The 19,702-nt window shown below is 67.0% G+C and carries 22 protein-coding genes; 5 read left to right on the top strand and 17 right to left on the bottom strand.

The features are described from left to right. The first annotated feature begins 82 nt into the window (after positions 1-82). Complete coding sequence (locus KRR55_RS17365; protein WP_217390572.1) at positions 83-580, top strand: hypothetical protein; 498 nt, start codon at positions 83-85, stop codon at positions 578-580. Further along, on the top strand, positions 577-1,233 hold the full coding sequence (locus KRR55_RS17360) for an SIMPL domain-containing protein (protein WP_217390571.1): 657 nt from the start codon (positions 577-579) through the stop codon (positions 1,231-1,233). Before KRR55_RS17365 ends, KRR55_RS17360 begins: the two co-directional genes overlap by 4 nt. Here KRR55_RS17360 and KRR55_RS17355 read toward each other — a convergent pair. The 7 genes from KRR55_RS17355 to infC form a co-directional block, all read right to left on the bottom strand. Then, the gene (locus tag KRR55_RS17355) at positions 1,230-1,862 is read right to left on the bottom strand and encodes a pyroglutamyl-peptidase I (RefSeq protein ID WP_217390570.1); all 633 of its coding nucleotides are present in this window, start codon (positions 1,860-1,862) and stop codon (positions 1,230-1,232) included. The two genes, KRR55_RS17360 and KRR55_RS17355, sit on opposite strands and share 4 nt — an antisense overlap. Next, positions 1,859-2,293, bottom strand: a complete 435-nt coding sequence (locus KRR55_RS17350; RefSeq protein WP_217390569.1) for a (deoxy)nucleoside triphosphate pyrophosphohydrolase — start codon at positions 2,291-2,293, stop codon at positions 1,859-1,861. Before KRR55_RS17350 ends, KRR55_RS17355 begins: the two co-directional genes overlap by 4 nt. A gap of 5 nt (positions 2,294-2,298) precedes the next feature. After that, positions 2,299-3,234 (bottom strand): cation diffusion facilitator family transporter, encoded by a 936-nt coding sequence (locus KRR55_RS17345; RefSeq protein ID WP_217390568.1) that lies wholly within the window; start codon positions 3,232-3,234, stop codon positions 2,299-2,301. Between the two features lie 164 nt (positions 3,235-3,398). Next, complete coding sequence (locus tag KRR55_RS17340; protein ID WP_217390567.1) at positions 3,399-4,307, bottom strand: TrmH family RNA methyltransferase; 909 nt, start codon at positions 4,305-4,307, stop codon at positions 3,399-3,401. 86 nt (positions 4,308-4,393) lie between these two features. Continuing rightward, positions 4,394-5,065 (bottom strand): 50S ribosomal protein L20, sunset domain variant, encoded by a 672-nt coding sequence (rplT, locus tag KRR55_RS17335; protein ID WP_217390566.1) that lies wholly within the window; start codon positions 5,063-5,065, stop codon positions 4,394-4,396. A gap of 105 nt (positions 5,066-5,170) precedes the next feature. Continuing rightward, positions 5,171-5,365, bottom strand: coding sequence for a 50S ribosomal protein L35 (gene rpmI, locus KRR55_RS17330; RefSeq protein ID WP_217390565.1), 195 nt, complete (start codon positions 5,363-5,365; stop codon positions 5,171-5,173). A 123-nt stretch (positions 5,366-5,488) separates the two neighbouring features. Beyond that, on the bottom strand, positions 5,489-6,457 hold the full coding sequence (gene infC / locus KRR55_RS17325) for a translation initiation factor IF-3 (protein ID WP_418888849.1): 969 nt from the start codon (positions 6,455-6,457) through the stop codon (positions 5,489-5,491). 326 nt (positions 6,458-6,783) lie between these two features. Here infC and KRR55_RS17320 point away from each other — a divergent pair, with 326 nt between their 5' ends. After that, on the top strand, positions 6,784-7,149 hold the full coding sequence (locus KRR55_RS17320) for a DUF1844 domain-containing protein (protein ID WP_217390564.1): 366 nt from the start codon (positions 6,784-6,786) through the stop codon (positions 7,147-7,149). Positions 7,150-7,325: 176 nt separating this feature from the next. Here the strand turns inward: KRR55_RS17320 and KRR55_RS17315 are convergent, their stop codons facing one another. The 8 genes from KRR55_RS17315 to KRR55_RS17280 all read right to left on the bottom strand — a co-directional run bounded on the left by KRR55_RS17315 (position 7,326) and on the right by KRR55_RS17280 (position 13,800). Next, positions 7,326-8,669: an MFS transporter gene (locus KRR55_RS17315; protein WP_217390563.1), complete on the bottom strand. Its 1,344-nt coding sequence runs from the start codon at positions 8,667-8,669 to the stop codon at positions 7,326-7,328. Then, entirely contained in the window at positions 8,666-9,580 is a 915-nt protein-coding gene (locus KRR55_RS17310; RefSeq protein ID WP_217390562.1) for an SseB family protein, read from the bottom strand. The genes KRR55_RS17315 and KRR55_RS17310 overlap by 4 nt, the downstream gene beginning before the upstream one ends. Positions 9,581-9,834: 254 nt before the next feature. After that, on the bottom strand, positions 9,835-10,578 hold the full coding sequence (priA, locus tag KRR55_RS17305; RefSeq protein WP_217390561.1) for a bifunctional 1-(5-phosphoribosyl)-5-((5-phosphoribosylamino)methylideneamino)imidazole-4-carboxamide isomerase/phosphoribosylanthranilate isomerase PriA: 744 nt from the start codon (positions 10,576-10,578) through the stop codon (positions 9,835-9,837). Positions 10,579-10,649: 71 nt separating this feature from the next. Continuing rightward, positions 10,650-10,805 (bottom strand): hypothetical protein, encoded by a 156-nt coding sequence (locus tag KRR55_RS17300; RefSeq protein ID WP_217390560.1) that lies wholly within the window; start codon positions 10,803-10,805, stop codon positions 10,650-10,652. Positions 10,806-10,807: 2 nt separating this feature from the next. After that, a complete protein-coding gene (hisH, locus tag KRR55_RS17295) occupies positions 10,808-11,443 on the bottom strand; it encodes an imidazole glycerol phosphate synthase subunit HisH (protein ID WP_217390559.1) in 636 nt (211 codons plus the stop codon). After that, on the bottom strand, positions 11,444-12,064 hold the full coding sequence (gene hisB / locus KRR55_RS17290; RefSeq protein ID WP_217390558.1) for an imidazoleglycerol-phosphate dehydratase HisB: 621 nt from the start codon (positions 12,062-12,064) through the stop codon (positions 11,444-11,446). A 119-nt stretch (positions 12,065-12,183) separates the two neighbouring features. Continuing rightward, entirely contained in the window at positions 12,184-13,299 is a 1,116-nt protein-coding gene (locus KRR55_RS17285) for a histidinol-phosphate transaminase (RefSeq protein WP_217390557.1), read from the bottom strand. Positions 13,300-13,413: 114 nt separating this feature from the next. After that, entirely contained in the window at positions 13,414-13,800 is a 387-nt protein-coding gene (locus KRR55_RS17280) for a LysM peptidoglycan-binding domain-containing protein (RefSeq protein WP_336245158.1), read from the bottom strand. Positions 13,801-14,088: 288 nt separating this feature from the next. Between KRR55_RS17280 and lexA the strand changes: the two genes are divergently transcribed. Beyond that, a complete protein-coding gene (gene lexA / locus KRR55_RS17275; protein WP_217390556.1) occupies positions 14,089-14,808 on the top strand; it encodes a transcriptional repressor LexA in 720 nt (239 codons plus the stop codon). A 117-nt stretch (positions 14,809-14,925) separates the two neighbouring features. On the opposite strand, the gene KRR55_RS17270 is transcribed toward lexA, so the two are convergent. Together KRR55_RS17270 and hflX are read right to left on the bottom strand one after the other, a co-directional pair. Beyond that, entirely contained in the window at positions 14,926-16,932 is a 2,007-nt protein-coding gene (locus KRR55_RS17270) for an ATP-dependent DNA helicase (RefSeq protein ID WP_217390555.1), read from the bottom strand. Then, positions 16,925-18,496 (bottom strand): GTPase HflX, encoded by a 1,572-nt coding sequence (hflX, locus tag KRR55_RS17265; protein ID WP_217390554.1) that lies wholly within the window; start codon positions 18,494-18,496, stop codon positions 16,925-16,927. The genes KRR55_RS17270 and hflX overlap by 8 nt, the downstream gene beginning before the upstream one ends. Before the next feature lie 567 nt (positions 18,497-19,063). Between hflX and KRR55_RS17260 the strand changes: the two genes are divergently transcribed. Then, a complete protein-coding gene (locus tag KRR55_RS17260; RefSeq protein WP_217390553.1) occupies positions 19,064-19,681 on the top strand; it encodes a class I SAM-dependent methyltransferase in 618 nt (205 codons plus the stop codon). Positions 19,682-19,702 lie beyond the last annotated feature (21 nt).

Below are 19,702 nucleotides of genomic sequence, written 5' to 3'. Positions count from 1 at the left end.
GTGGGTGGGTCGCCCGGGCCAAGAATTGTTCCTTCGGCCTCGGGCCCCCATTGCCGGCCCCCCGGGCCTACACTTGGGAACCATGAACACCTGGGAGCGCACCCGCGAGGTCGCCAATTGGCTGAATTTGAGCACCATCAGTGGACTGGCGCTGGCAGCCGCCAGCGGATGCAGCATCTCGCGCGGGGCGCGGGGAATCCTCTACGCGCGAAACTACACCCCGGCGCTCCCCAAGGCAGGGGCATTCACCGTGGGAAACGTCGTCTTTTTTCGTCCTTCGCTCAGCGGCCAGGTCCTGCACCCGCAGTTGCTCTCCCATGAGGAGACGCATTGCACGCAATATGCCCTGTGCCTGGGATTGCCCTTCCTCCCCCTGTATTTTGCGGCCGCCGGCTATTCGTGGCTGCGCACCGCGGACCCTGCCTCGAGGAACTTTTTTGAGCGCGCTGCCAACCTGCAGGCCGGCGGTTACCGGGAAAGGCCCGTCCGCAAGCTGTTGCCCGTGCTGGCAGCCGGCCTGCGCCGCGGGCTCCGCGGAACCCCGGCAGGTGCACGCCCGGTTGACGGGCCCGCGGCATGAACCGCCCGGCCGCCATCACGGTGCACGGGACCGCATCCGCGCCGGCCGTCCCCGATGTCATGGCAATCTCCCTGACCATCCACCTGCACCACGGGCAGGCGGCGGAGGCCTTTGATCTTGCCGCCGTCCGGGCGCGGGAGGTCATCGCGGCGGTATTGGTCGCGGCACCCGGGGCAAACCTGGCAACCACGGGAATCGGGCTCATGGCCAGGACCTCCTGGCGGAACGAGGAATCCGTGGCCGACGGCTACGACGCGGAAACGACCATCGAGGCCCGGGAGCTGGCGGTGGACGCGGTCACCTGGGTGCTGGCGGCCGCCGTTGCCGCAGGCGGGGATGCACTGCGGATCCATTCGCTGCGGGCGGAGGTATCCGATCCCGGCACCGCGTTGAAGGCCGCCCGGGAATCGGCCTTCGCCGATGCACGCTCCAAGGCCGCGCACCTGGCCGCGCTTGCCGGCGCGCGCCTCGGGGCCGCGCTGCTGATCCGCGAAGTGGGCGACGCACCCGTGGAGCCGCTGCAACGTGCCAAGGCCGTCGCGTTGGCCGCCGAGTCGATGCCGGTGGTTGCCGGCCGGCGGGAGCTTTCGGTGACGCTTGAGGTGCAGTGGGAACTGCTCACCCGGGACAGCGGCCCCGCCGCGGGATCCTAGTATTCGGTGCCCGCGGCCAGGGCCGGTTCGGGGCCTGGGTCCAGCGCCAGCCGTGCCAGGGCGGCCACCGCGCGTGCATGGTGCCCGATCCCCGGGTCCGCGTCGCGCATCGGGGGAACATGGACGAACCCGGCGCTGACCCCCGGCACCGCATGGGTGTGGTGCATCAGGGCGTAGAACACCTGGTTGCAGACGAAGGTCCCGGCGGAATAGGAGATCTCGGCAGCGACATGGCCGTTTCCGGCGGCCGGGTCCCGCAATGCCTGCAGGGCTGCCTTCAGCGGAAGGCCGGAGAAGTACGCTGCAGGCCCGCCGGCAACGACCGGCAGGTCGATGGGTTGTTTCCCGGCGTTGTCGGCGATGCGGGCGTCCAGGTGGTTGATCGCCACCTTTTCCAGGCCCAGGGTGCTGCGCCCCGCGGCCAGCCCGAGGGCGATCACCACGTGCGGCCGCCGGGCGGCCAGGAGGCCTTCGAGCACTGCCGGGGCGGTGGCGAAGACGCAGGGCAGTTCCGCGGCCGCGGCCCGGAGGCCCTGTTCTTCGAGGATCAGCGCGGCTTCCCGCGCGACGGCGAGGGAGGAGTTGGACTCCGCCCCGCCGAACGGTTCAAATCCGGTCAGCAGGATCACCGGGTGGCACCGGCCAGGGTCTCCGCAAGCACCGCGCGGACGATGGGCAGGTCGGCAGGGATCCAGGCCAGGGCCTCGAGGGCCCCGCGTTCCAGGTCAACCCAGGCGAGCTGGTCGTGGTCCTCGAGCGTCTCCGGGGTGCCGCCGGTGATCTCGGCAAACCAGACGCGCATCGCCGCACGATCGTTGAGCACCCAACCTTCGGGCACGGGACCGAAGACCTCGCTGCCCAGGGCCACCTCGACACCGAGCTCCTCGGCCAGTTCGCGCCTCACGCCCTCTTCACAGCTCTCGTCCGGCTCGAGCTTCCCGCCGGGGAACTCCCACAAGCCTGCGAGTTCCGGCGGGGCGGTGCGCCGTGCGGCAAGCAGCCGGCGCGGGGAGGAAAGGGAGTCCAGGATCGCGGCGGCGACGATCTGCTTGTAGGCCATCGCCACTATCCTTCCTGGGGCAGCGTCTTGGCCGCCCCCAGGATGTCCGGTTCAATGTAGATCACGCATTTGAGCGGCACGGCGGCGCGAATTCGTGCTTCGGCGTCGTCGATGGCGGTGGCGATCTGCTCCCCCGTGGCGTTTTCCGGCACCGACACCTTGGCGGCGACCAGGAGTTCCTCGGGGCCCAGGTGCAGGGTCTTGAGGTGGATCAGCTTGGCGCCCCGGGCGGTGAGGGCGGCCGAGATCTGCTCGACGTGCTCGACCCCGGCGGATTCGCCCAGCAGCAGCGACTTGGTTTCCATGGCCAGCACGATGGCGATGGCCACCAGCAGCAGCCCGATGCAGGCGGTGCCCGCCGCGTCCCAGACGCCGTTGCCGGTCAGCAGGGTGAGGCTGACGCCGCACAGGGCAAGGACCAGGCCGAGGAGCGCGCCGAAGTCCTCCAGCAGGATGACCGGCAGTTCGGGGGCCTTGGCGGTGCGGATGAACTTGGCCCAGGACTGGGTGCCGCGCACCAGGTTGGATTCGATGATGGCGGTGCGGAAGGAGAAGGACTCGGCGATGATTGCGCCAATGAGCACTGCCAGCGGAACCCACCACCACTTGCCTTCGATGCCGTGGGGGTGCTGGAACTTCTGCCAGGCCTCGTAGAGGGCGAAAAGCCCGCCGACGCTGAAGAGCACGATGGAGACAATGAACGAATACACGTAGCGTTCGCGCCCGTAGCCGAAGGGGTGCTGCGCATCGGCCTCCCGCCTGGCCTTCTTTCCGCCGACGAGCAGGAGAACCTGGTTTCCGGAGTCGGCCACCGAGTGGATGGCCTCGGCAAGCATTGAGGAGGAGGCCGTCACGGCCCAGGCCACAAACTTGAATACCGCAATGGTCAGGTTGGCCGCAAGCGCCGCGACCACTGCCTTCGTTCCGCCGGATGCTGCCATGGCGCCCCTACCTTCTTTCGCCCGTGATTCGTCGACACCCGTGTACCAGTCCGCCCGGCAAGGGCAGACCTCGCGTGCAGGAGGTATCGGCATGGTATTTGAGCACTATTTTCTCATCCTATGCCACCGGATTTTCGCCGTTGCGCAGCTGCGCGGCGCCCGCCTCAGGCGCGTCGTTGCGCGCGTGCCGAGGCGTAGAGGCACACCGTGGCGGCAGTGCCGACGTTCAGCGATTCGGCGATCCCGTACAGCGGCACGGCCACACGGTGGTCGGCGCCGGCCAGTTCGTCCTCATTCAGGCCCTGGCCCTCGTTTCCGAAGAGCCACACCGTGGGGTCCTCCAGGGCCGGCTGTCCCTGGGCGGCTTCCCCCGGGCTTCCCGCGCGGCGCGCGGCGCTGGCGTCCTGGAGCGCATCCAGGTCCGCGGCACCGTAGCCGTCGGCGGCAAGGACGGTGCTGCCCTGGGCCTTGAGCGTGGCGATGGTTTCACCGAAATCGACATTGGTGATGATGGGCAGGTGGAAGACGGAGCCCACGGTGGAGCGCACGGCCTTGGGATTGTAGATGTCCACGCTGCCTGCGGTGAGCACCACGGCGTCGGCGCCCGCGGCCACCGCCGCCCTGATGATGGTTCCGGCGTTGCCCGGGTCCTGCACGCGGCACAGCACCGCCACGAGTCGCGGCTTGGCCGCGGCCACGTCCTGCAGGCTGGTTTCGGGAATGATGCACACGGCCAAGATTCCCTGCGGGGTCACGGTGTCGGCCATTGCCGCCAGGACCTCCGGGCTGACCAGCCGGGTGTGCACGCTCTCGGCCTGGTTGGCCATTACCTCGAGTTCCGGATACCGGTCCAGGCAGTCCTCGGTCGCATAGACGGCACGAACAACGGCGGCCTTTCCCTGTTCTGCATTTTCCAGCTGCAGGCGCAGGGCCTCGCGGACGGCCTGCGGGCCCTCGGCTAGGAACTCGCCGCTGCGGGCGCGCCCCGTGCGGGTGGCCAGTCGGGCCACTTCTCGAACCTTTTCGGCACGGACGTTGGTCATGGTCACTTCGTTGTCTCCGGCAAGATTCATGAGAATGACTTTACCGGGGATACGCCAAAGGGACGGAATCGCAAGCGATTCCGTCCCTTTGGACCAGAGCTTTAAGCGCTCAAGGACTAGGCGTCCTTGATCTGCTGGCGGGACTCGCCACCTGCAGGCTCGAAGCCGGCAGCCTTGGCTGCTTCAATGCTGTTGAACCAGTACTCGGCGTCGGTCTGGTCGTACCAGGTCGAGCCCGGGACGTGGTACTTGTTCGACTGGGCGTTGCCCTTGATGATGAAGCCCTCGGGAGCGGCTTCGCCTTCGACGGCCTTGACGGCGCCTTCGATTTCAGCCTTCTCGGCGGACGGAGCGGCAGCCTTCTTGGCCGGAGCCTTCTTGGCGGCCGGAGCAACCGGAGCTGCGGCGGCGGCCTTCGGGGCGTTGACATCGGCCGGGAGGGCCTGCTTGGCAACGGCAACGAGCACGGCGAATGCCTTGGCATCCGACACTGCCAGCTCGGCCAGCATGCGGCGGTCAACCTCGACCGATGCAGCCTTCAGGCCCTGGATCAGGCGGTTGTAGGTCAGGTCGTTGGCGCGGGATGCAGCGTTGATGCGCTGGATCCAGAGGCGACGGAAGTCACCCTTGCGCTTGCGGCGGTCGCCGTAGCTGTAAACGAACGAGTGGAGCAGCTGCTCCTTGGCCTTGCGGTACAAGCGCGAGCGCTGACCGCGGTAGCCCTTGGCGCGTTCAAGAATGACGCGACGCTTCTTATGGGCGTTTACTGCCCGCTTCACACGTGCCACGTGTGTACTCCTTTGTTTCTGTTCCGCCTGGCCTCAAATATTGGGCCGGCAAAAAATCTTTAAGTGGTCGGGAACCCAGGACAGGATTCCCAAGACGGACTGGTGTTAGAGACCGAGCATCCGCTTGATGGTCTTGACGTCCGCCTTGGCGACCAGCTGGTCAGAGGCCAGGCGACGGGTGATGCGGGAGGACTTGTGCTCCAGGTAGTGGCGGCGGTTGGCCTGCTGGCGCACGAGCTTGCCGCTACCGGTGAGCTTGAAGCGCTTCTTGGCGCCACTGTGGGTCTTGAACTTCGGCATATCCGCCGTTCTCCTTACTTGCTCCCGGGATCCTTTCGGACCGGGGATCTTGCGAACTCCCGCGTTTGGGGGAATCCGTGGTTCTGGTGTTGCTCTTGCGAGCGTGCCCTGCTCGGGGTGACCCTACTTGGTCGTCCCGGGCTTGGCTGCGCGGGTTGCGGGCTTGGGACCCGGCTTGCCCGCAGGCTTTGGTGGCATGGCCATCGGCTTGGGAACGGCCATTGGCTTCGGGGCCGCAACGGGCTTGGCTGCGACGACCGGCTTGGGAGCCGCTGCCGCTGCCGGCCTGCTGGCCGCCGGACGTGCTGCTGCCGGTGCCTTTGAGGCTGCCGGACGGCTGGAGGCCTCGCGGGTCGGTGCCGACCTGACAGGGGCCTTGGCCGCTGCGGGGGCTGTCCGGACCGGGGCCACCTTGGGTGCTGCAGCTGCTGCGGCCTCTTCGGCTGCTGCCTCTGCACGGACCTTGGCAAGCTTTTCCATGATGTCCGACTCGATGACATCGGCAACCGAACCGCCGATGTCGCCCTGGGGCTCCGAGGTGTCCATCTTTGCCTTGGGGTTCGCTGCCTTGGCCTTGTCGGCATCGCGCTGTTCCAAGCGACGGGCTTCGGCCTTGGCCTCTGCCTTGTTCTTCAGCGGCCCGACGACCATGACCATGTTGCGGCCATCGATGCGGGGAGTCGACTCAACGACGCCCACTTCGGCAACTGCCTCGGCGAACTTGTTGAGCAGGCGAATGCCCATTTCCGGACGCTGCTGCTCACGGCCACGGAACTGGATCATGGCCTTGACCTTGTCACCGGCTCCAAGGAAGCGAAGTGCGTGTCCGACCTTGGTTTCGTAGTCGTGCGTGTCGATCTTCAGACGGAAACGAATTTCCTTCAGCACGGTGTTCGTCTGGTTCTTGCGGGTTTCACGTGCCTTGACTGCAGCCTCGTACTTGTACTTTCCGAAGTCCATCAACTTGCACACGGGAGGCTTCGCGGTGGGCGCGACCTCCACGAGATCAAGGTCGGACTCGACGGCAAGACGAAGTGCATCCTCAATACGGACAATGCCAACCTGTTCACCGGCAGGGCCGACAAGCCGCACCTCTGGGACGCGGATTCGATCATTAATGCGTGGATCGCTAATGTGTTGCTCCTGAGTAGTTCGAAGTTCGAGGCCACCGCAGCAAAAGGAAAGGCCCTCGGCTGCAAGTGCAGGCGAAGGCCCCAGATTCGATCGATGAATAAATCATCCAGCCGACATTCCCCGCGGGGTCATCGGCACCGAACTTACCCGGCCGCCTGAATCGGCTGCTGCGGGTGGGAGTGGCCTCCACTTGCGTACTGATCCATGGCTCCTTGGTCACATCCACCCGTTGGGCGACGCTTCCAAATACACGGATTCAGTCGGTCTATGGAAAGCTTAGCAGTATGAGCACTCCTGAAACCAATCCGGTCTCCACCGACGCCACCAACGAGATCCGCGACATCGCCGAAGTGGCTGCCGTTGAAATCATCACCACCGCCGCCGTTCACCTGATGAGCGCCGCCGCCGTCAAGTGCGGCCTGGCCGCAGGCGACGACGCCGAAGAGCTGAAGGACCTCGACGAGGCCCGCAAGCTGATCACCGCACTGGCCGGCCTGGTCACGTCCGCCGCCCCGGAAATCGGCTCCCAGCATGCAGGTCCGTTGCGCGACGGCCTGCGCTCGCTGCAGTTGGCATTCCGCGAGGCCTCGACCTTCCCGGACGAGCCGGGCAAGGGCCCGGGTGAAAAGCTCACCGGCCCGGTGAACTAGCCCACCGCGTTTTCCGCGTAACACTGCAAGATTTTGGCGGCCTGCCGCCGAGAGGTTTCTCACAGGATGGTTCCGGAGAATCCGAACCACCGGGATCCACCCGGCCGCATTGCTGATCAAGTGCCCCGCTTCACGGCGGGGCACTTGTTTTTTGTCCGGCGAACCCTCAGCCGGCCCTAGGCATCTTCGATGAGCGTGCGTGCCCGCGTGGTCGCACGGTGCCGGCGCACCTGCTGTGCCACCAACGCCACGGCACACACCAGGGCGCCAATGGCTCCGACCATGAGGAATCCGGAGTAGGCGCCGAAGGCGTCAACCGTCGCGCCGGTGATCGGCGAGCCCAGGGCCGTGCCGCTGGTCAGCGCCGAGCCGTACCAGCCCATGGCCTCCCCGCGCCGCTTTTCCGCCACCAGGTCGGTCAGCCATTCGGAGGCGGCCGACAGCACCGGGGCGCACAACATGCCGGGCAGGATCGAGAGCAGCGCCAGCGACCAGGTGTTGGTGGCGAACGCCATCGGCAGCGTGAGCACCGCCATGGCCAGCAACAGCACGATCGGCGAGATGCGCCGATTCTGGCTGCCGTAGAGGAGTCCTCCCACGAGCGAGGCGCCGCACCAGAAGAGGAACACGATGCCCAGCTGTCCCTCGCTGTGCTGCTCGTCAAGCAGCGACAGGATCCCTACCTCGGTGCCCGAGAGCACCAGTCCGGCGCCGGAGGCGGCAATGAACACCGCGATCACCGAGGCGCTGACCCAGCCGAATTTGTGGCGGAACTCCCGTCCGCGGGCGGCGACGCGCGCCCGCGCGGACTTGGAACCGGCAAGGATCAATTCGCCTTCGACATCGGCCAGGCCGCCGGGCCCCGCGGCAATGAGCGAGGCCTCGGCCCCGAGGCGCTCCTCGTGCGGGTTGGGCTTCTGGGCCACCGCCCCGGGCTGGCCCGAGCGGGTGGGCGGATTCAGGATCATCAATGCCACGCCGCTGAGCGAGGCCGCCGCGGCAATGCCGATCATCCCGACGGTGGTGTCCAGGGACGTGGCAACGATCCCGGCGGTCGCCGGCCCGACGATGAAGACCAGCTCGGTGCCCATGGCGTCCAGGGCGAAGGCGGATCGGCGGGTCTCCCCCGTGGTCATCACGCCCAGCGCCGTGCGCACCACGGAGAACACCGGAAGGGAAAAGAGCCCGCCGGCGAACACCAGCGGCAGCACCCAGTAAAACGAAACCTGCGGCACGATGCTCCACACCACGGCCTCGGCGATGATGGAGGGAATCAGCGCCCGGCGCAGCCCGTACATGTCCACCACATGCCCGCGCCACGGCGCACCCAGCGCGATGCCGATGGTCATCAGGCCAACCACCAGGCCCGCGGGTCCCCAGTCCATGCCCAGCTCGTTGACCAGGTGCAGCAGCAGGAGCATGCCGACCGTGGCGTGCGGCAGCCTGGCCACCATGCCGATCAGCAGCAGCGGCGCGACCCCGGGCTGGCGCAGCAGTTGGCCGTAGCGACCGAATTTCACGCCCGCGTGCCGGGGTCTGCGGAGGGTCCTGCCTTCAAGGCGACCTCGAGCGAGTCGACGTTTTCGGCAAAGTCCTGGTTGGCGGAGAGCCGGGCGTGGATCCGTGAGACACACTCGCGGGCCGCCGCCTCGTCGGTACCCGGGCGGAACGTGAATTCCAGGCGCAGTTCCGGCCCGGATCCCCCGCCGGCCACGGAGGCACCGGCGGCGGTGCGTGTTCCCACCCCACGGCCCGGGGCGATCTGGATCGAGGCAAGAGCCTCCTCGTCACTGGCCTGCTCGGCCACCACCGCAGCAAGGTCCTCGCTGAGGTAGCTGGGGATCCACTCCTGTTGCCGGGCGAGGGCCCACATGCCCGGGCGGCGCAGCACGAAGGTGAAATCGGCCCCGGGGTCCAGGACCAGCATCTGGGCGTCCTCGCTTACCGCCGAGAGGGCTGCCCGCGGCGCGTAGACGGCCACCGGGCGGGCCTCGGGGTGCCAGGCCTGGAGGTTGTCGACGCTGCTGAACACCGGCAGGGCCTTGCGCCCGTCGGGGGCATTGAGGGTGACAAGTGCCATGTCGGCTTCCTTGTCCTCGGCAAAGCCGTGCTCCCCCATGCCGCCGTCGGCCAGCTGCGCCACGACGGCGATGTAGACGCGGGCGCCGGCCAGGGCTGCGTGGACCTGCTGCTCGCCGCCGCTTCCGGCGATCAGTCCGTCGAATGCGGCCCGCAGGTTTTCATCGATCAGGCCGTTGTCGTTGTCGAAGTTGTGCAGCGGGTTTCCTTCCCCACTGAGGTCCCGCCCTTCCCATTCCTGCCCGGCGGAATCGCCGGATCCGCCGGCGCGCGCCAGGGCCGCGGCGATGTGTCCGGGCAGGTGGCGTTCGGCGCCCTGGCCGGCGGGGGAAGAAGGAGAATTCGCGCTCATATCCACATGCTATCTTGCGCCCACGTCAGCGGCGGATCGCGCGTATTGGCGCCTTGCCGCCGGTGCCCATGTGCCGGGCCGGTTCGCCATGTGCCAACGCCGAAGTGGGTGTGGCGAAGCTCGCCCGCCGGCGCCGCCGCAGGGCCTTGGTCGGCACCTCGCCCGGACATGGAAAGAGGGGCAGGTCCGCCGCGCGGCCCTGCCCCCTTTCCATTCAACGCTTGACGCCGGACAACGGCGCAGGCGGCTGCGCCCTAGCGGCGCCCGGCCACGTCCAGCGCTTCGGCCATGGTGAACTTGCCCGCGTACAGGGCCTTGCCCACGATGGCGCCCTCGACGCCGGCCGGGACCAGTTCGCGCAGCACGCGCAGGTCCTCGAGGCTGGAGATGCCGCCGGAGGCGATGACCGGCTTGGAGGTGCGCTTGCACATCTCGGCCAGCAGTTCCACGTTGGGTCCGCGCAGCGTTCCGTCCTTGGTCACGTCGGTGACGACGTAGCGGGCGCAGCCGGCGTCCTCCAGGCGTGCGAGCACGTCCCAGATATCGCCGCCTTCCTTGGTCCAGCCGCGGCCCGAAAGCACGGTGCCGCGCACGTCAAGGCCGACGGCGATCGCCTCGCCGTGGCGGGCAATGGCACGGGCGGTCCATTCCGGGTTTTCCAGGGCCGCGGTGCCCAGGTTCACGCGGGTTGCACCGAATTCGAGGGCGCGTTCGAGGGATTCGTCGTCGCGGATGCCGCCGGAGAGCTCGACCTTGATGGTCAGTTCCTTGGCGATTCGGCCCAGCAGCTCGGTGTTGGCGCCACGGTCGAAGGCCGCATCCAGGTCCACCAGGTGCACCCATTCGGCGCCGGCCTCCTGCCAGGCCAAGGCGTTCTCGAGCGGATCGCCGTAGCTGGTCTCGGAGCCGGCCTCGCCCTGCACCAGGCGCACGGCCTGGCCGTTCACCACGTCGACGGCGGGCAGCAGCTCGAGGATGTTGTTTTGGTTCTCGGACATGATCGATCCTTAGGGGTCAATCCCGGGCCGGCGCCGGGTGCGGCCGGCGGTGCCCGGAAGGAGGAAGGTGGTTAGAGCGTCAGGAGGTAGGCGCAGAAGAGCGCAGCCCCGGCCAGCACCCAGGCGGTGATGATCCAGGAGATGTGGGCGCGCTGCTGGCGCAGCGAGAGCGCGCCGCCGGCGAGGATGCCGGCGACGCCCATGAGGACAATTGACCAGATCAGCATCCCTAGAGGCTCGCCAGCCAGTTGCGCAGCAGCTTGGCCCCGGCTTCCCCGGACTTCTCCGGGTGGAACTGCAGGGCGCACAGCGGGCCGTTCTCGATCCCGGCAATGAACGGAACCCCGTGCTCCGCCCAGGTGACCTGCGGCGGGATCATCTTGGGCTGGGCGACGTCGAAGTTCCATTCCTGCACCGCGTAGGAGTGCACGAAGTAGAACCGTTCGTCCTCGATCCCGGCGAAGAGCTTGCTTCCTGCCGGAGGGGTGACGGTGTTCCATCCCATGTGCGGGATGACCGGGGCCTTGAGCAGTTCCACGGTGCCGGGCCATTCGCCCAGTCCCTCGGTGCGGATGCCGTGCTCCACGCCCTCGTCGAAGAACACCTGGTGCCCCACGCAAACCCCGAGCACCGGCCGCCCGCCGGCGATGCGGCGGCCGATCCAGCGGATGGCGCCGACTTCCTTGAGTGCCTCCATGACGGCGGCGAAGGCGCCCACGCCGGGCACGAAGAGCCCGTCGCATTCCAAGATGTCCTCGGGCTTGGCCGAGAGCTTGACCTGGGCGCCGGCGGCCTCAAGGGCGCGGACGGCCGAGCGGACGTTGCCGGATCCGTAGTCCAGGACGGTGACCGTCTTGGCTGCCATTTACAGCGCGCCCTTGGTGGAGGGGATGGCGTCGCCGATCCGCGGGTCGACTTCCACGGCGTCGCGCAGCGCGCGGGCCAGGGCCTTGAACTGGGCCTCGACGATGTGGTGCGGATCGCGGCCCGAGAGCACCTCGATGTGGGCGCAGATCTGGGCGTGGAAGGTCAGCGACTCGAACACGTGGCGGGTCATCGACCCGGTGAAGTGGCCACCGATCAAGTGGTATTCCTGGCCGGCCGGCTCGCCGCCGTGGACCAGGTAGGGGCGCCCGGAGATGTCGACCACCGCGCGGGCCAGGGCCTCGTCCAGCGGGGCGTAGGCGGTGCCGAAGCGGCGAATGCCCGCCTTGTTGCCCAGTGCGGTGCGCAGCACCTCGCCGATGGTGATGGCGGTGTCCTCCACGGTGTGGTGCACGTCGATGTGGGTGTCGCCGGTGGCGCGCACCGTGAGGTCGATCAGCGAGTGCTTCGACAGCGCGGTCAGCATGTGGTCGTAGAACGGGACGCTGGTGCTGATCTCCGAGCGGCCGGTGCCGTCCAGATCAAGTTCGACAAAGATGGAGGACTCGCTGGTGATGCGTTCGAGGCGAGCGCGACGACCCGTGAGTTTTTCGGCAGACATGCACATTCCTTTAGATCAGGCGTTGAGACGAGGATGCGGGGCGGCGGCCGGCAGGTGTGCGGCCGGGCAAATTCTGCAAGCCGCCCGCCGCCACCGGCTCCACCGCTCCAAGTTTAGCGTTAGAGCGTGTGAGGCCCCTGATGGAGCAGTTCCTCGAGACGGACGAGGAACGCGGTGGTTTCGTCCTCGGTGCCGGCGGTGACCCGCAGGTGTCCGGGAATTCCCACGTCGCGGATGATGACTCCGGCCTCGAGCAGCCCTTCCCAGATGGCCTTGGTGTCCTTGACTCCCCCGAAGAACACGAAGTTGGAGTCGCTGGAGGCCGGGTGAAGGCCCATGCGGGTGAGCTCGTTGACGATGCGGTCGCGTTGCACCTTGATGGCCTCGACGTTGGCCAGCAGGATGTCCGCGTGCTTCAGTGCCGCATTCGCCGTTGCCTGGGTGACGGCGGAGAGGTGGTATGGCAGCCGCACCAGGCGGATGGCGTCGGCGACTTCCGGGGCCGCGGCCAGGTACCCAAGGCGGGCGCCGGCCAGGGCGAAGGCCTTGGACATGGTCCGCGAGACGATGAGCCGTTCGCGACCGGGCAGCAGGGAAAGTGCCGACAGGGTCCCGGTGTGGGCAAATTCCGCGTACGCCTCGTCGACGATCACGATGGCGTTGCTGGCCCTGCCGGCCTCGTAGACGGCTTCGACAACATCCAGGCCCAGCGCGGTTCCGGTGGGGTTGTTGGGCGAACACAGGATGACGATGTTCGGTGCAGCCTCGCGAACCTGGGCAGCGGCGTCCGCTGCCGAAAGTCCATAGTCGGCCGAACGCACGCCGGCAACGTAGGTGGTGTCGGTTCCGGAGGCCAGCAGCGGGTACATCGAGTAGGTGGGAGGGAAGCTCATGACGGAGCGGCCCGGTCCGCCAAAGGCCTGCAGGATTTGCTGGAGGACCTCGTTGGAGCCGTTGGCTGCCCAGACGTTGTCCGCTTCCAGCCCGTGGCCAAGGTAGGCGGCCAGGCGTACGCGCAGCTCGGTGAATTCACGGTCCGGGTAACGGTTCAACCCCACGGCGGCCGCCGAGACCTCTTCGACAATGGCGCGATGCACTTCGGCGGGGACCGGGTGGGTGTTTTCGTTGACGTTCAGCTGGATGGGGACGTCAATCTGGGGTGCGCCGTAGGGTTCGAGACCTTGAAGATTTTCTCGCAGGGGCAGATTTGCCAGGCGATTTAGCCGTTCATTCACGGGTCAAGTCTACGGCGGGGGCAGGTGGGCCCGAGAATCATGGCCGGTACCAAGGGTAATAATCGGTTCGCAATGACCCGATGCGGCGCCCGAGGACGCAGCCGGGGCAGGGTCCTAGCTTCCGGTGGGAACGAAGAGTTCGGCGCCCGGGAGCAGCACGGAGCTGTTGAGGTTGTTGAGGTCGCCGATCTGGCGGACCGCTTCGCGGGGTTCGAGCTGCGGCGCGAATTCGCGGGCAATGCCCCAAAGGGTGTCTCCCTCGATGACGGTTACGCTCACTGCGTCGACGCCCAGCGGGATGTCCGCGGAGGCATTTGCCGGGGAGAGGAACAGCCCCAGGAGCATGAGCACTGCGGCGCTCACCACGAAGATGGGAAGCCCGATCAGCACGAATTTCCCGCGGCGGGTCAGTCGAAGCGGAGCCAGCGACGGCTGCGGTTCGGGCAGGTAGTCGTTGGATGTAACAAGGTGGAGCGGGGCCGAGAAAGCAGTGTTTGCCACGTCTTTGCCTTTCCTCTGAATTCGCTGGTCCGACCGGGTCCAGTTGGCCCGCAATCGAACATGCGACGGTTATTCGAACGCACCTTTCGAACATGTGTTCGTAGTGCGTATCTTATTTCTAGCACTTTTCGACGACACGTGTCCAGATCTGTTCGAACAAATCTTTGAAAGCAGTGACTTTGTCTACTAGGATGGTGGTTGTGGGGTGATGTATTTACTACACCAGCCCACACCGACAATTTGCGGCACGCGCGGGCAACCGGCGACGATCGGGATGAGGCATTGACAATGACGACCGAACAACGAACCCCTCGACGCGACGCGAAGAGCCTGACAATCCGCCAGAAGAAGGTTCTGGAAACCATCCAGCGCTCCGTGAGCAGCAACGGGTACCCGCCGTCGATGCGGGAAATCGGGGACGCCGTGGGACTTGCCAGCCTCTCCAGCGTGACCCATCAGCTCAGCCAGCTCGAGAAGCTTGGCTACATCAGGCGCGATCCGCGCCGCCCGCGGGCAATGGAGATCCTGCTGCCGCTGCAGCTCAAGAGCGAGGCAAAGCTGGAGGTCGTGGAGGGCCAGTCGGAGCTCAAGGCAGCCAATGGCATGAACGTCTCGGAGCTGACGACCTCCGCCGACACCGCCATGGTCCCCCTGGTCGGGCGCATTGCCGCCGGCGGGCCGATCCTGGCCGACCAGGCGATCGAGGACGTCTTCGCACTGCCGCGCCAGCTGGTGGGGCACGGTGAGCTCTTCATGCTCAAGGTCAGCGGCGACTCGATGATCGATGCGGCCATTTGCGACGGCGACTGGGTTGTCGTGAGGCGCCAGCCCACGGCCAACAACGGCGACATCGTCGCGGCGCTGCTCGAGGACGAGGCCACCGTGAAGACCTTCCGCCAGCGTGACGGGCACACCTGGCTGCTGCCGCAGAACTCCCGATACGAACCGATCCTTGGTGACGCCGCAACCGTCATGGGCAAGGTCGTATCGGTCATGCGTTCCGTCTAGGGCCGCAGCCACAACTCATCCCCAAACACCCGTGGGGGCCGATCACCGGATCGGCCCCCACGGGTGTTTTGCGTCCCCTGCCCATCAACCGCAAACGGGACGGGCAGCGCCAGGGGCTCAGCCTTCGCTGAGCCGTTCGAGCGCGGAGATGACGGTGGCCTTGTTCGGCGTCGCCCACAGCGGCGGCAGCGAGGCGCGCAGGAAGGTCCCGTAGCGTTCGGTGGCCAGTCGCGAGTCCAGCACCGCAACCACGCCCTTGTCATTGACCGAACGGATCAGGCGGCCCGCGCCCTGGGCCAGCCGCACCGCGGCATGGCTCGCGGCCACGGCCATGAAACCGTTTCCGCCGTGCTTGGCGATATCGCGGCTGCGCGCCGAGGAAAGCGGATCATCGGGGCGCGGGAACGGGATCTTGTCGATGATGACCAGACGGCAGGCGTTGCCCGGGACGTCCACGCCCTGCCACAGCGTCATCGTGCCAAACAGGCAGGTATCCGGTTCGGCCGAGAACTGGTCGACCAGCGCCTTCATGCTTGATTCGCCCTGGCACAGGATGGGGATGTCCAGGCGCGCACGCAGGATTTCCGCGGCTTCCTCGGCCGCCCGGCGCGAGGTGAACAGCGCCAGGGCACCGCCGCCGGAGGCCTTGATCAGGTCCTCGATTTCGGACAGGGTCTCCTGGGACATTTGGCGCCCGGGCTTGGGCAGGTGCTTGGCAACATACAGGATGCCCTGATTGGGGTAGTCGAAGGGGCTGCCCACGTCGACGCCGTTCCAGGTCGGTGCACCGTCGCCCACCAGGCCCAGGGAACCGGCAACCGGTTCAAAGGCGGCGCCGATGGCCAGGGTCGCGCTGGTGAGGATGACGGTGCGGCCGTCGAACAGGCCCTCGCGCAGCTTTCCCGCGACGGACAGGGGTGCAACCATCAAGGTCGGCTGGCTGGATTCGTCGGGCTGGACATAGCCCTCCCCCGGGCTGAAGTGGCCGGGCCGCGACGCCCAGATCACCTCGCGTTCCTCGGTCATTTCAAGCATCTTGGTGCATTGATCCACCAGGTACGTGACCTGGGAGCGGGCCATCTGGCGCCCGCCGTCGGCGGGCGCGTTGGCCTCGGGCTTCGAGTCGGAGAGGACCACGCGTGCGGCCTCGGCGATCTGGTTGATGGCCGCTTCCTGGTCCTCGTTCAGCCCGCGGGCCATGAGCCCGGTGGGGACGCCCTCCAGGGCACGCTGCAGGGCCTTGGCGCCCTGGTTCAGCGCGTCCACGCTCACCGAGCAGTGCTTGCGGGCGGCCGAGGCCGCGGTCTGGACCATGTTGACCGACAGGGGCCGCGTCACCGAACTGGTCACGCGGTCCTGCAGTTCGTGGGCCTCGTCGATGATGACGGTGTCGAAGTCCGGCAGCACGGCCAGGCCCTCGAAGGCAGAGACGGCCAGCATGGCATGGTTGGTGATCACGACGTCGGCGCTGGCCGCGCGGGCACGGGCCAGTTCGCTGAAGCACTCCGAGGCCATGGGGCACTTTTGGGACCCCAGGCAGTCCATGGCGCTGACCGAGACCTGGCGCCATGCCTTGTCGCTGACCCCGGGCGTGATGTCGTCACGGTCTCCGGTGTCGGTTCGCTCGGCCCACTGCCGCAGGCGCACCACTTCCTGGCCCAGCGCCGAACCGGGGCCATCGGAGGACCCGCCGAGAACGGGGGTGCCGGATTCCATCGAAAACAATGCGCCTTCGTCGTCGTCCGGGTAGCCGCCGCCGAGCTTGTATTGGCACACGTAGTTGGAGCGCCCCTTGACCAGGGCCACGTCCATTTCGCGCGGCAGCTTGTCCTTCAGCGAGCTCAGCAGGCGGGGCACGTCGCGGCCGACGATCTGCGCCTGCAGCGCCAGCGTTGCGGTGGAAATCACCACGGGCTTTTCCGATTCCAGCGCGTGGGCCAGCGCGGGAACCAGATAGGCCATCGACTTGCCGGTTCCGGTCCCAGCCTGCACCAGCAGGTGTTCACCGGTCTCCATGGCCCGCACGACCTGGCGGGTCATTTCGTGCTGCCCCGGCCGGCTTTGTCCGCCCATGCTGGACACTGCCTCGTCCAATAGGGCGATGACCTCTGTTTCCTCAGCCATGAATACTAAATTGCTCCACTTCTGCGGCCATGCTTTCGCGGACCTTCACCATCATGCGGGTTCCCGATTCGGTGTGTTCGACGGCCAGGATCTCGGCCTCGGCGCCGTGGAGCTTGTTGACCACGTCGCCTCGATCATAGGGAATCATCAATTCTAGTTGGACATTGGGCCTCGGGATTGCGGCGCTGATCTTTTCGAGCAGTTCCTGGATGCCTTCGCCGGTGCGTGCCGAGACGATGGCGTGGTTCGGCTCGCGCTGGCGCAGGCGCTCGACCACGAACGGGTCCGCGACATCGGCCTTGTTCAAGACCATGAGCTCCGGGATGTTTCGCGCATCGACGTCGTTGAGCACCTCGCGGACGGCCTGGATCTGGCCTTCGGGATCCGGGTGCGCGGCGTCGACCACGTGCAGGATCAGGTCCGATTCGGCAACCTCCTCCAGCGTGGACCGGAAGGCCTCGATCAACTGGGTGGGCAGCGACTTCACGAAGCCGACCGTGTCGACGAGCGTGTAGTTCAGCCCGTCGCGGGTCTCCGCCTGGCGGACCGTCGGATCCAGCGTCGCGAACAGGGCGTTCTCGACCAGGACCCCGGCGTCGGTGAGCCGGTTGAGCAGCGAGGACTTGCCGGCGTTGGTGTACCCGACGATGGCCACCGACGGGACCGCGTTGCGCTTGCGGTTTGCCCGCTTGGCCTCGCGGGCCGGCAGCATTCCCTTGATCTCCTTGCGGAGTTTTGCCATGCGGTCGCGGATGCGGCGGCGGTCCAGTTCGATCTTCGTTTCACCCGGGCCGCGGGAGCCGATGCCGCCGCCGGCGGCACCCACGCGGCCGCCGGCCTGGCGGGACATCGATTCGCCCCAGCCGCGCAGGCGCGGAAGCAGGTATTCGAGCTGCGCCAGTTCGACCTGGGCGCGGCCCTCGTGGCTCTTGGCGTGCTGGGCAAAGATGTCCAGGATCAGTGCCGTGCGGTCAATGACCTTGACCTTGACGACGTCTTCGAGGGCACGGCGCTGCGAGGGGGCCAGCTCGGTGTCGATGATGACGGTGTCGGCCCCGGTCGCGGCAACGATTTCGCGCAGTTCCATGGCCTTGCCCGAGCCCAGGTACGTGCCCGGATCGGGTTTCGCGCGGCGTTGGACCATGCCGTCGAGCACTTCCGAACCGGCGGTTTCGGCCAGGGCGGCCAGCTCACGCAGCGAGTTTTCCGCGTCCTGGGCGGTCCCCTCGTTCCAGATGCCGGCCAGCACGACGCGCTCGAGGCGCAGCTGGCGGTATTCGACCTCGGTGACGTCCTCGAGTTCGGTGGACAGGCTTGCCCCGCGCTTCAGGGCGCGGCGTTCGGCCAGCTCCTGCTGGTCCCCGTCGGTGGATGAATGCTCACCGGTGAGCTTGCTCAGCGCCTGGGCGCGGCCGGAAAGGACGCCCTCGTCCTCGGGAGCACCGAAGTGGGTGCTCTTGCTGGCGGCGGCCTTGTCGCTGGCCAGGATCCGTTCGATGGCTGCCTGGATCTGGGCCTCGTCCATGTCGTTGTCCTGCGGGCCGGAAGGCTGTGGATTGGTCATGTTCCCCTTAGTTTGCTGTAATCCAGAATAGTGCCCCGTACCGACAAGAGCGTCCTTGTGCGTGGATTGATTGCCGGGGTGTCCGTGTTCGTTGAATGGATGCATGGTTTGCTCCTTGCCTGGGGCGCCGGATGTGGAGGGCCGTCCCAAAGGTGGTGTCCGTGTCATGAACCGGGCACGGGGCCCGATCGGGATTGGATGGCGATTGCGTGGGTTGCGGGGCGGTGCGCACACGGCGGGGGGCCGTGTCGATCCGGGTGCCGGATGCCGCGCCGGGGAACCTTGTTTCGCAAAACGTCGTTGGTCTTGGAAGGTCGACTGCGGCGGGGTGACTTTTCGGCGCGACGCTCTCGGGCCCGGCAGGGGTCGGCTTCCGGCCAAGGAGCAAATGGCTCTCTCGGGGAAGGACCGGGGACCGTCGCGTGTCCGGTGCGCCTTAAATGTAAGTCATACGGAAAACTCTATCACTTGCCCCGGCGGCGCGCATTGAGGCATCTCACACATTTTTGCGGCCGAATCCGGGGCCAGGGTTTGGGTTTGCCGCCCCCGGGCGGTTAACCTGCCAAGATGACCCCGGAACATTATTTCAGCGCCCAGCCTTCCACCCCAGAGAAGCGGCGCCACATCAGCGTCAAGTTGCGCGGCGCCGAGCACAAGCTGCAAAGCTCCGGCGGCATCTTCAGCCCGGACCGGATCGACAAGGGAACCGCCATTCTTCTGGACGGTGTTCCGGACCCCTCGGCCAGCGGAAACCTCCTGGACATCGGCTGCGGTTGGGGCCCCATCGCACTCTCGATGGCCCTGGCCTCCCCCGCGGCAACGGTGTACGGGGTCGACGTGAATGAACGAAGCCTCGCCCTGACGCGTGACAATGCCGCGACCCTGGGCCTGAAGAACGTGGTCGTTGGGCTGCCGGAGGCAATCGACCCGGACCTGCAGTACAACACCATCTGGTCCAATCCGCCCATCAGGATCGGCAAGGAGGCCCTGCACGAGCTTCTGCTGCTGTGGCTGCCGCGACTTGCCCCGGGCGGGACCGCCTGGCTGGTGGTCCAGAAGAACCTGGGTGCCGATTCCCTGCAGAAGTGGCTGGGCACCGTCATGCCCGATGACTGGGGCATCGAACGGGTCTCAACGGACAAGGCCTTCCGCATCCTGAAGATCTCACGCCCCGAGGCTTCCTAGTCCCCTGTGTGCCGATGGCCG

Source organism: Paeniglutamicibacter quisquiliarum (assembly GCF_019084045.1).
Taxonomy (GTDB): Bacteria; Actinomycetota; Actinomycetes; order Actinomycetales; family Micrococcaceae; genus Paeniglutamicibacter; species Paeniglutamicibacter quisquiliarum.
The sequence above is the reverse complement of the archived record's forward strand: the minus strand, read 5'-3'. Positions and strand labels throughout refer to the sequence as shown.

Bases quoted from the DNA above. Each gene is read 5' to 3' on its own strand.
- KRR55_RS17365 (WP_217390572.1), top strand. From the start codon at position 83: ATGAACACCTGGGAGCGCACCCGCGAGGTCGCCAATTGGCTGAATTTG.
- KRR55_RS17360 (WP_217390571.1), top strand. From the start codon at position 577: ATGAACCGCCCGGCCGCCATCACGGTGCACGGGACCGCATCCGCGCCG.
- KRR55_RS17350 (WP_217390569.1), bottom strand. From the start codon at position 2,293: ATGGCCTACAAGCAGATCGTCGCCGCCGCGATCCTGGACTCCCTTTCC.
- KRR55_RS17345 (WP_217390568.1), bottom strand. From the start codon at position 3,234: ATGGCAGCATCCGGCGGAACGAAGGCAGTGGTCGCGGCGCTTGCGGCC.
- KRR55_RS17340 (WP_217390567.1), bottom strand. From the start codon at position 4,307: ATGAATCTTGCCGGAGACAACGAAGTGACCATGACCAACGTCCGTGCC.
- rpmI (WP_217390565.1), bottom strand. From the start codon at position 5,365: ATGCCGAAGTTCAAGACCCACAGTGGCGCCAAGAAGCGCTTCAAGCTC.
- KRR55_RS17320 (WP_217390564.1), top strand. From the start codon at position 6,784: ATGAGCACTCCTGAAACCAATCCGGTCTCCACCGACGCCACCAACGAG.
- KRR55_RS17310 (WP_217390562.1), bottom strand. From the start codon at position 9,580: ATGAGCGCGAATTCTCCTTCTTCCCCCGCCGGCCAGGGCGCCGAACGC.
- priA (WP_217390561.1), bottom strand. From the start codon at position 10,578: ATGTCCGAGAACCAAAACAACATCCTCGAGCTGCTGCCCGCCGTCGAC.
- KRR55_RS17300 (WP_217390560.1), bottom strand. From the start codon at position 10,805: ATGCTGATCTGGTCAATTGTCCTCATGGGCGTCGCCGGCATCCTCGCC.
- hisH (WP_217390559.1), bottom strand. From the start codon at position 11,443: ATGGCAGCCAAGACGGTCACCGTCCTGGACTACGGATCCGGCAACGTC.
- hisB (WP_217390558.1), bottom strand. From the start codon at position 12,064: ATGTCTGCCGAAAAACTCACGGGTCGTCGCGCTCGCCTCGAACGCATC.
- lexA (WP_217390556.1), top strand. From the start codon at position 14,089: ATGACGACCGAACAACGAACCCCTCGACGCGACGCGAAGAGCCTGACA.
- KRR55_RS17270 (WP_217390555.1), bottom strand. From the start codon at position 16,932: ATGGCTGAGGAAACAGAGGTCATCGCCCTATTGGACGAGGCAGTGTCC.
- hflX (WP_217390554.1), bottom strand. From the start codon at position 18,496: ATGACCAATCCACAGCCTTCCGGCCCGCAGGACAACGACATGGACGAG.
- KRR55_RS17260 (WP_217390553.1), top strand. From the start codon at position 19,064: ATGACCCCGGAACATTATTTCAGCGCCCAGCCTTCCACCCCAGAGAAG.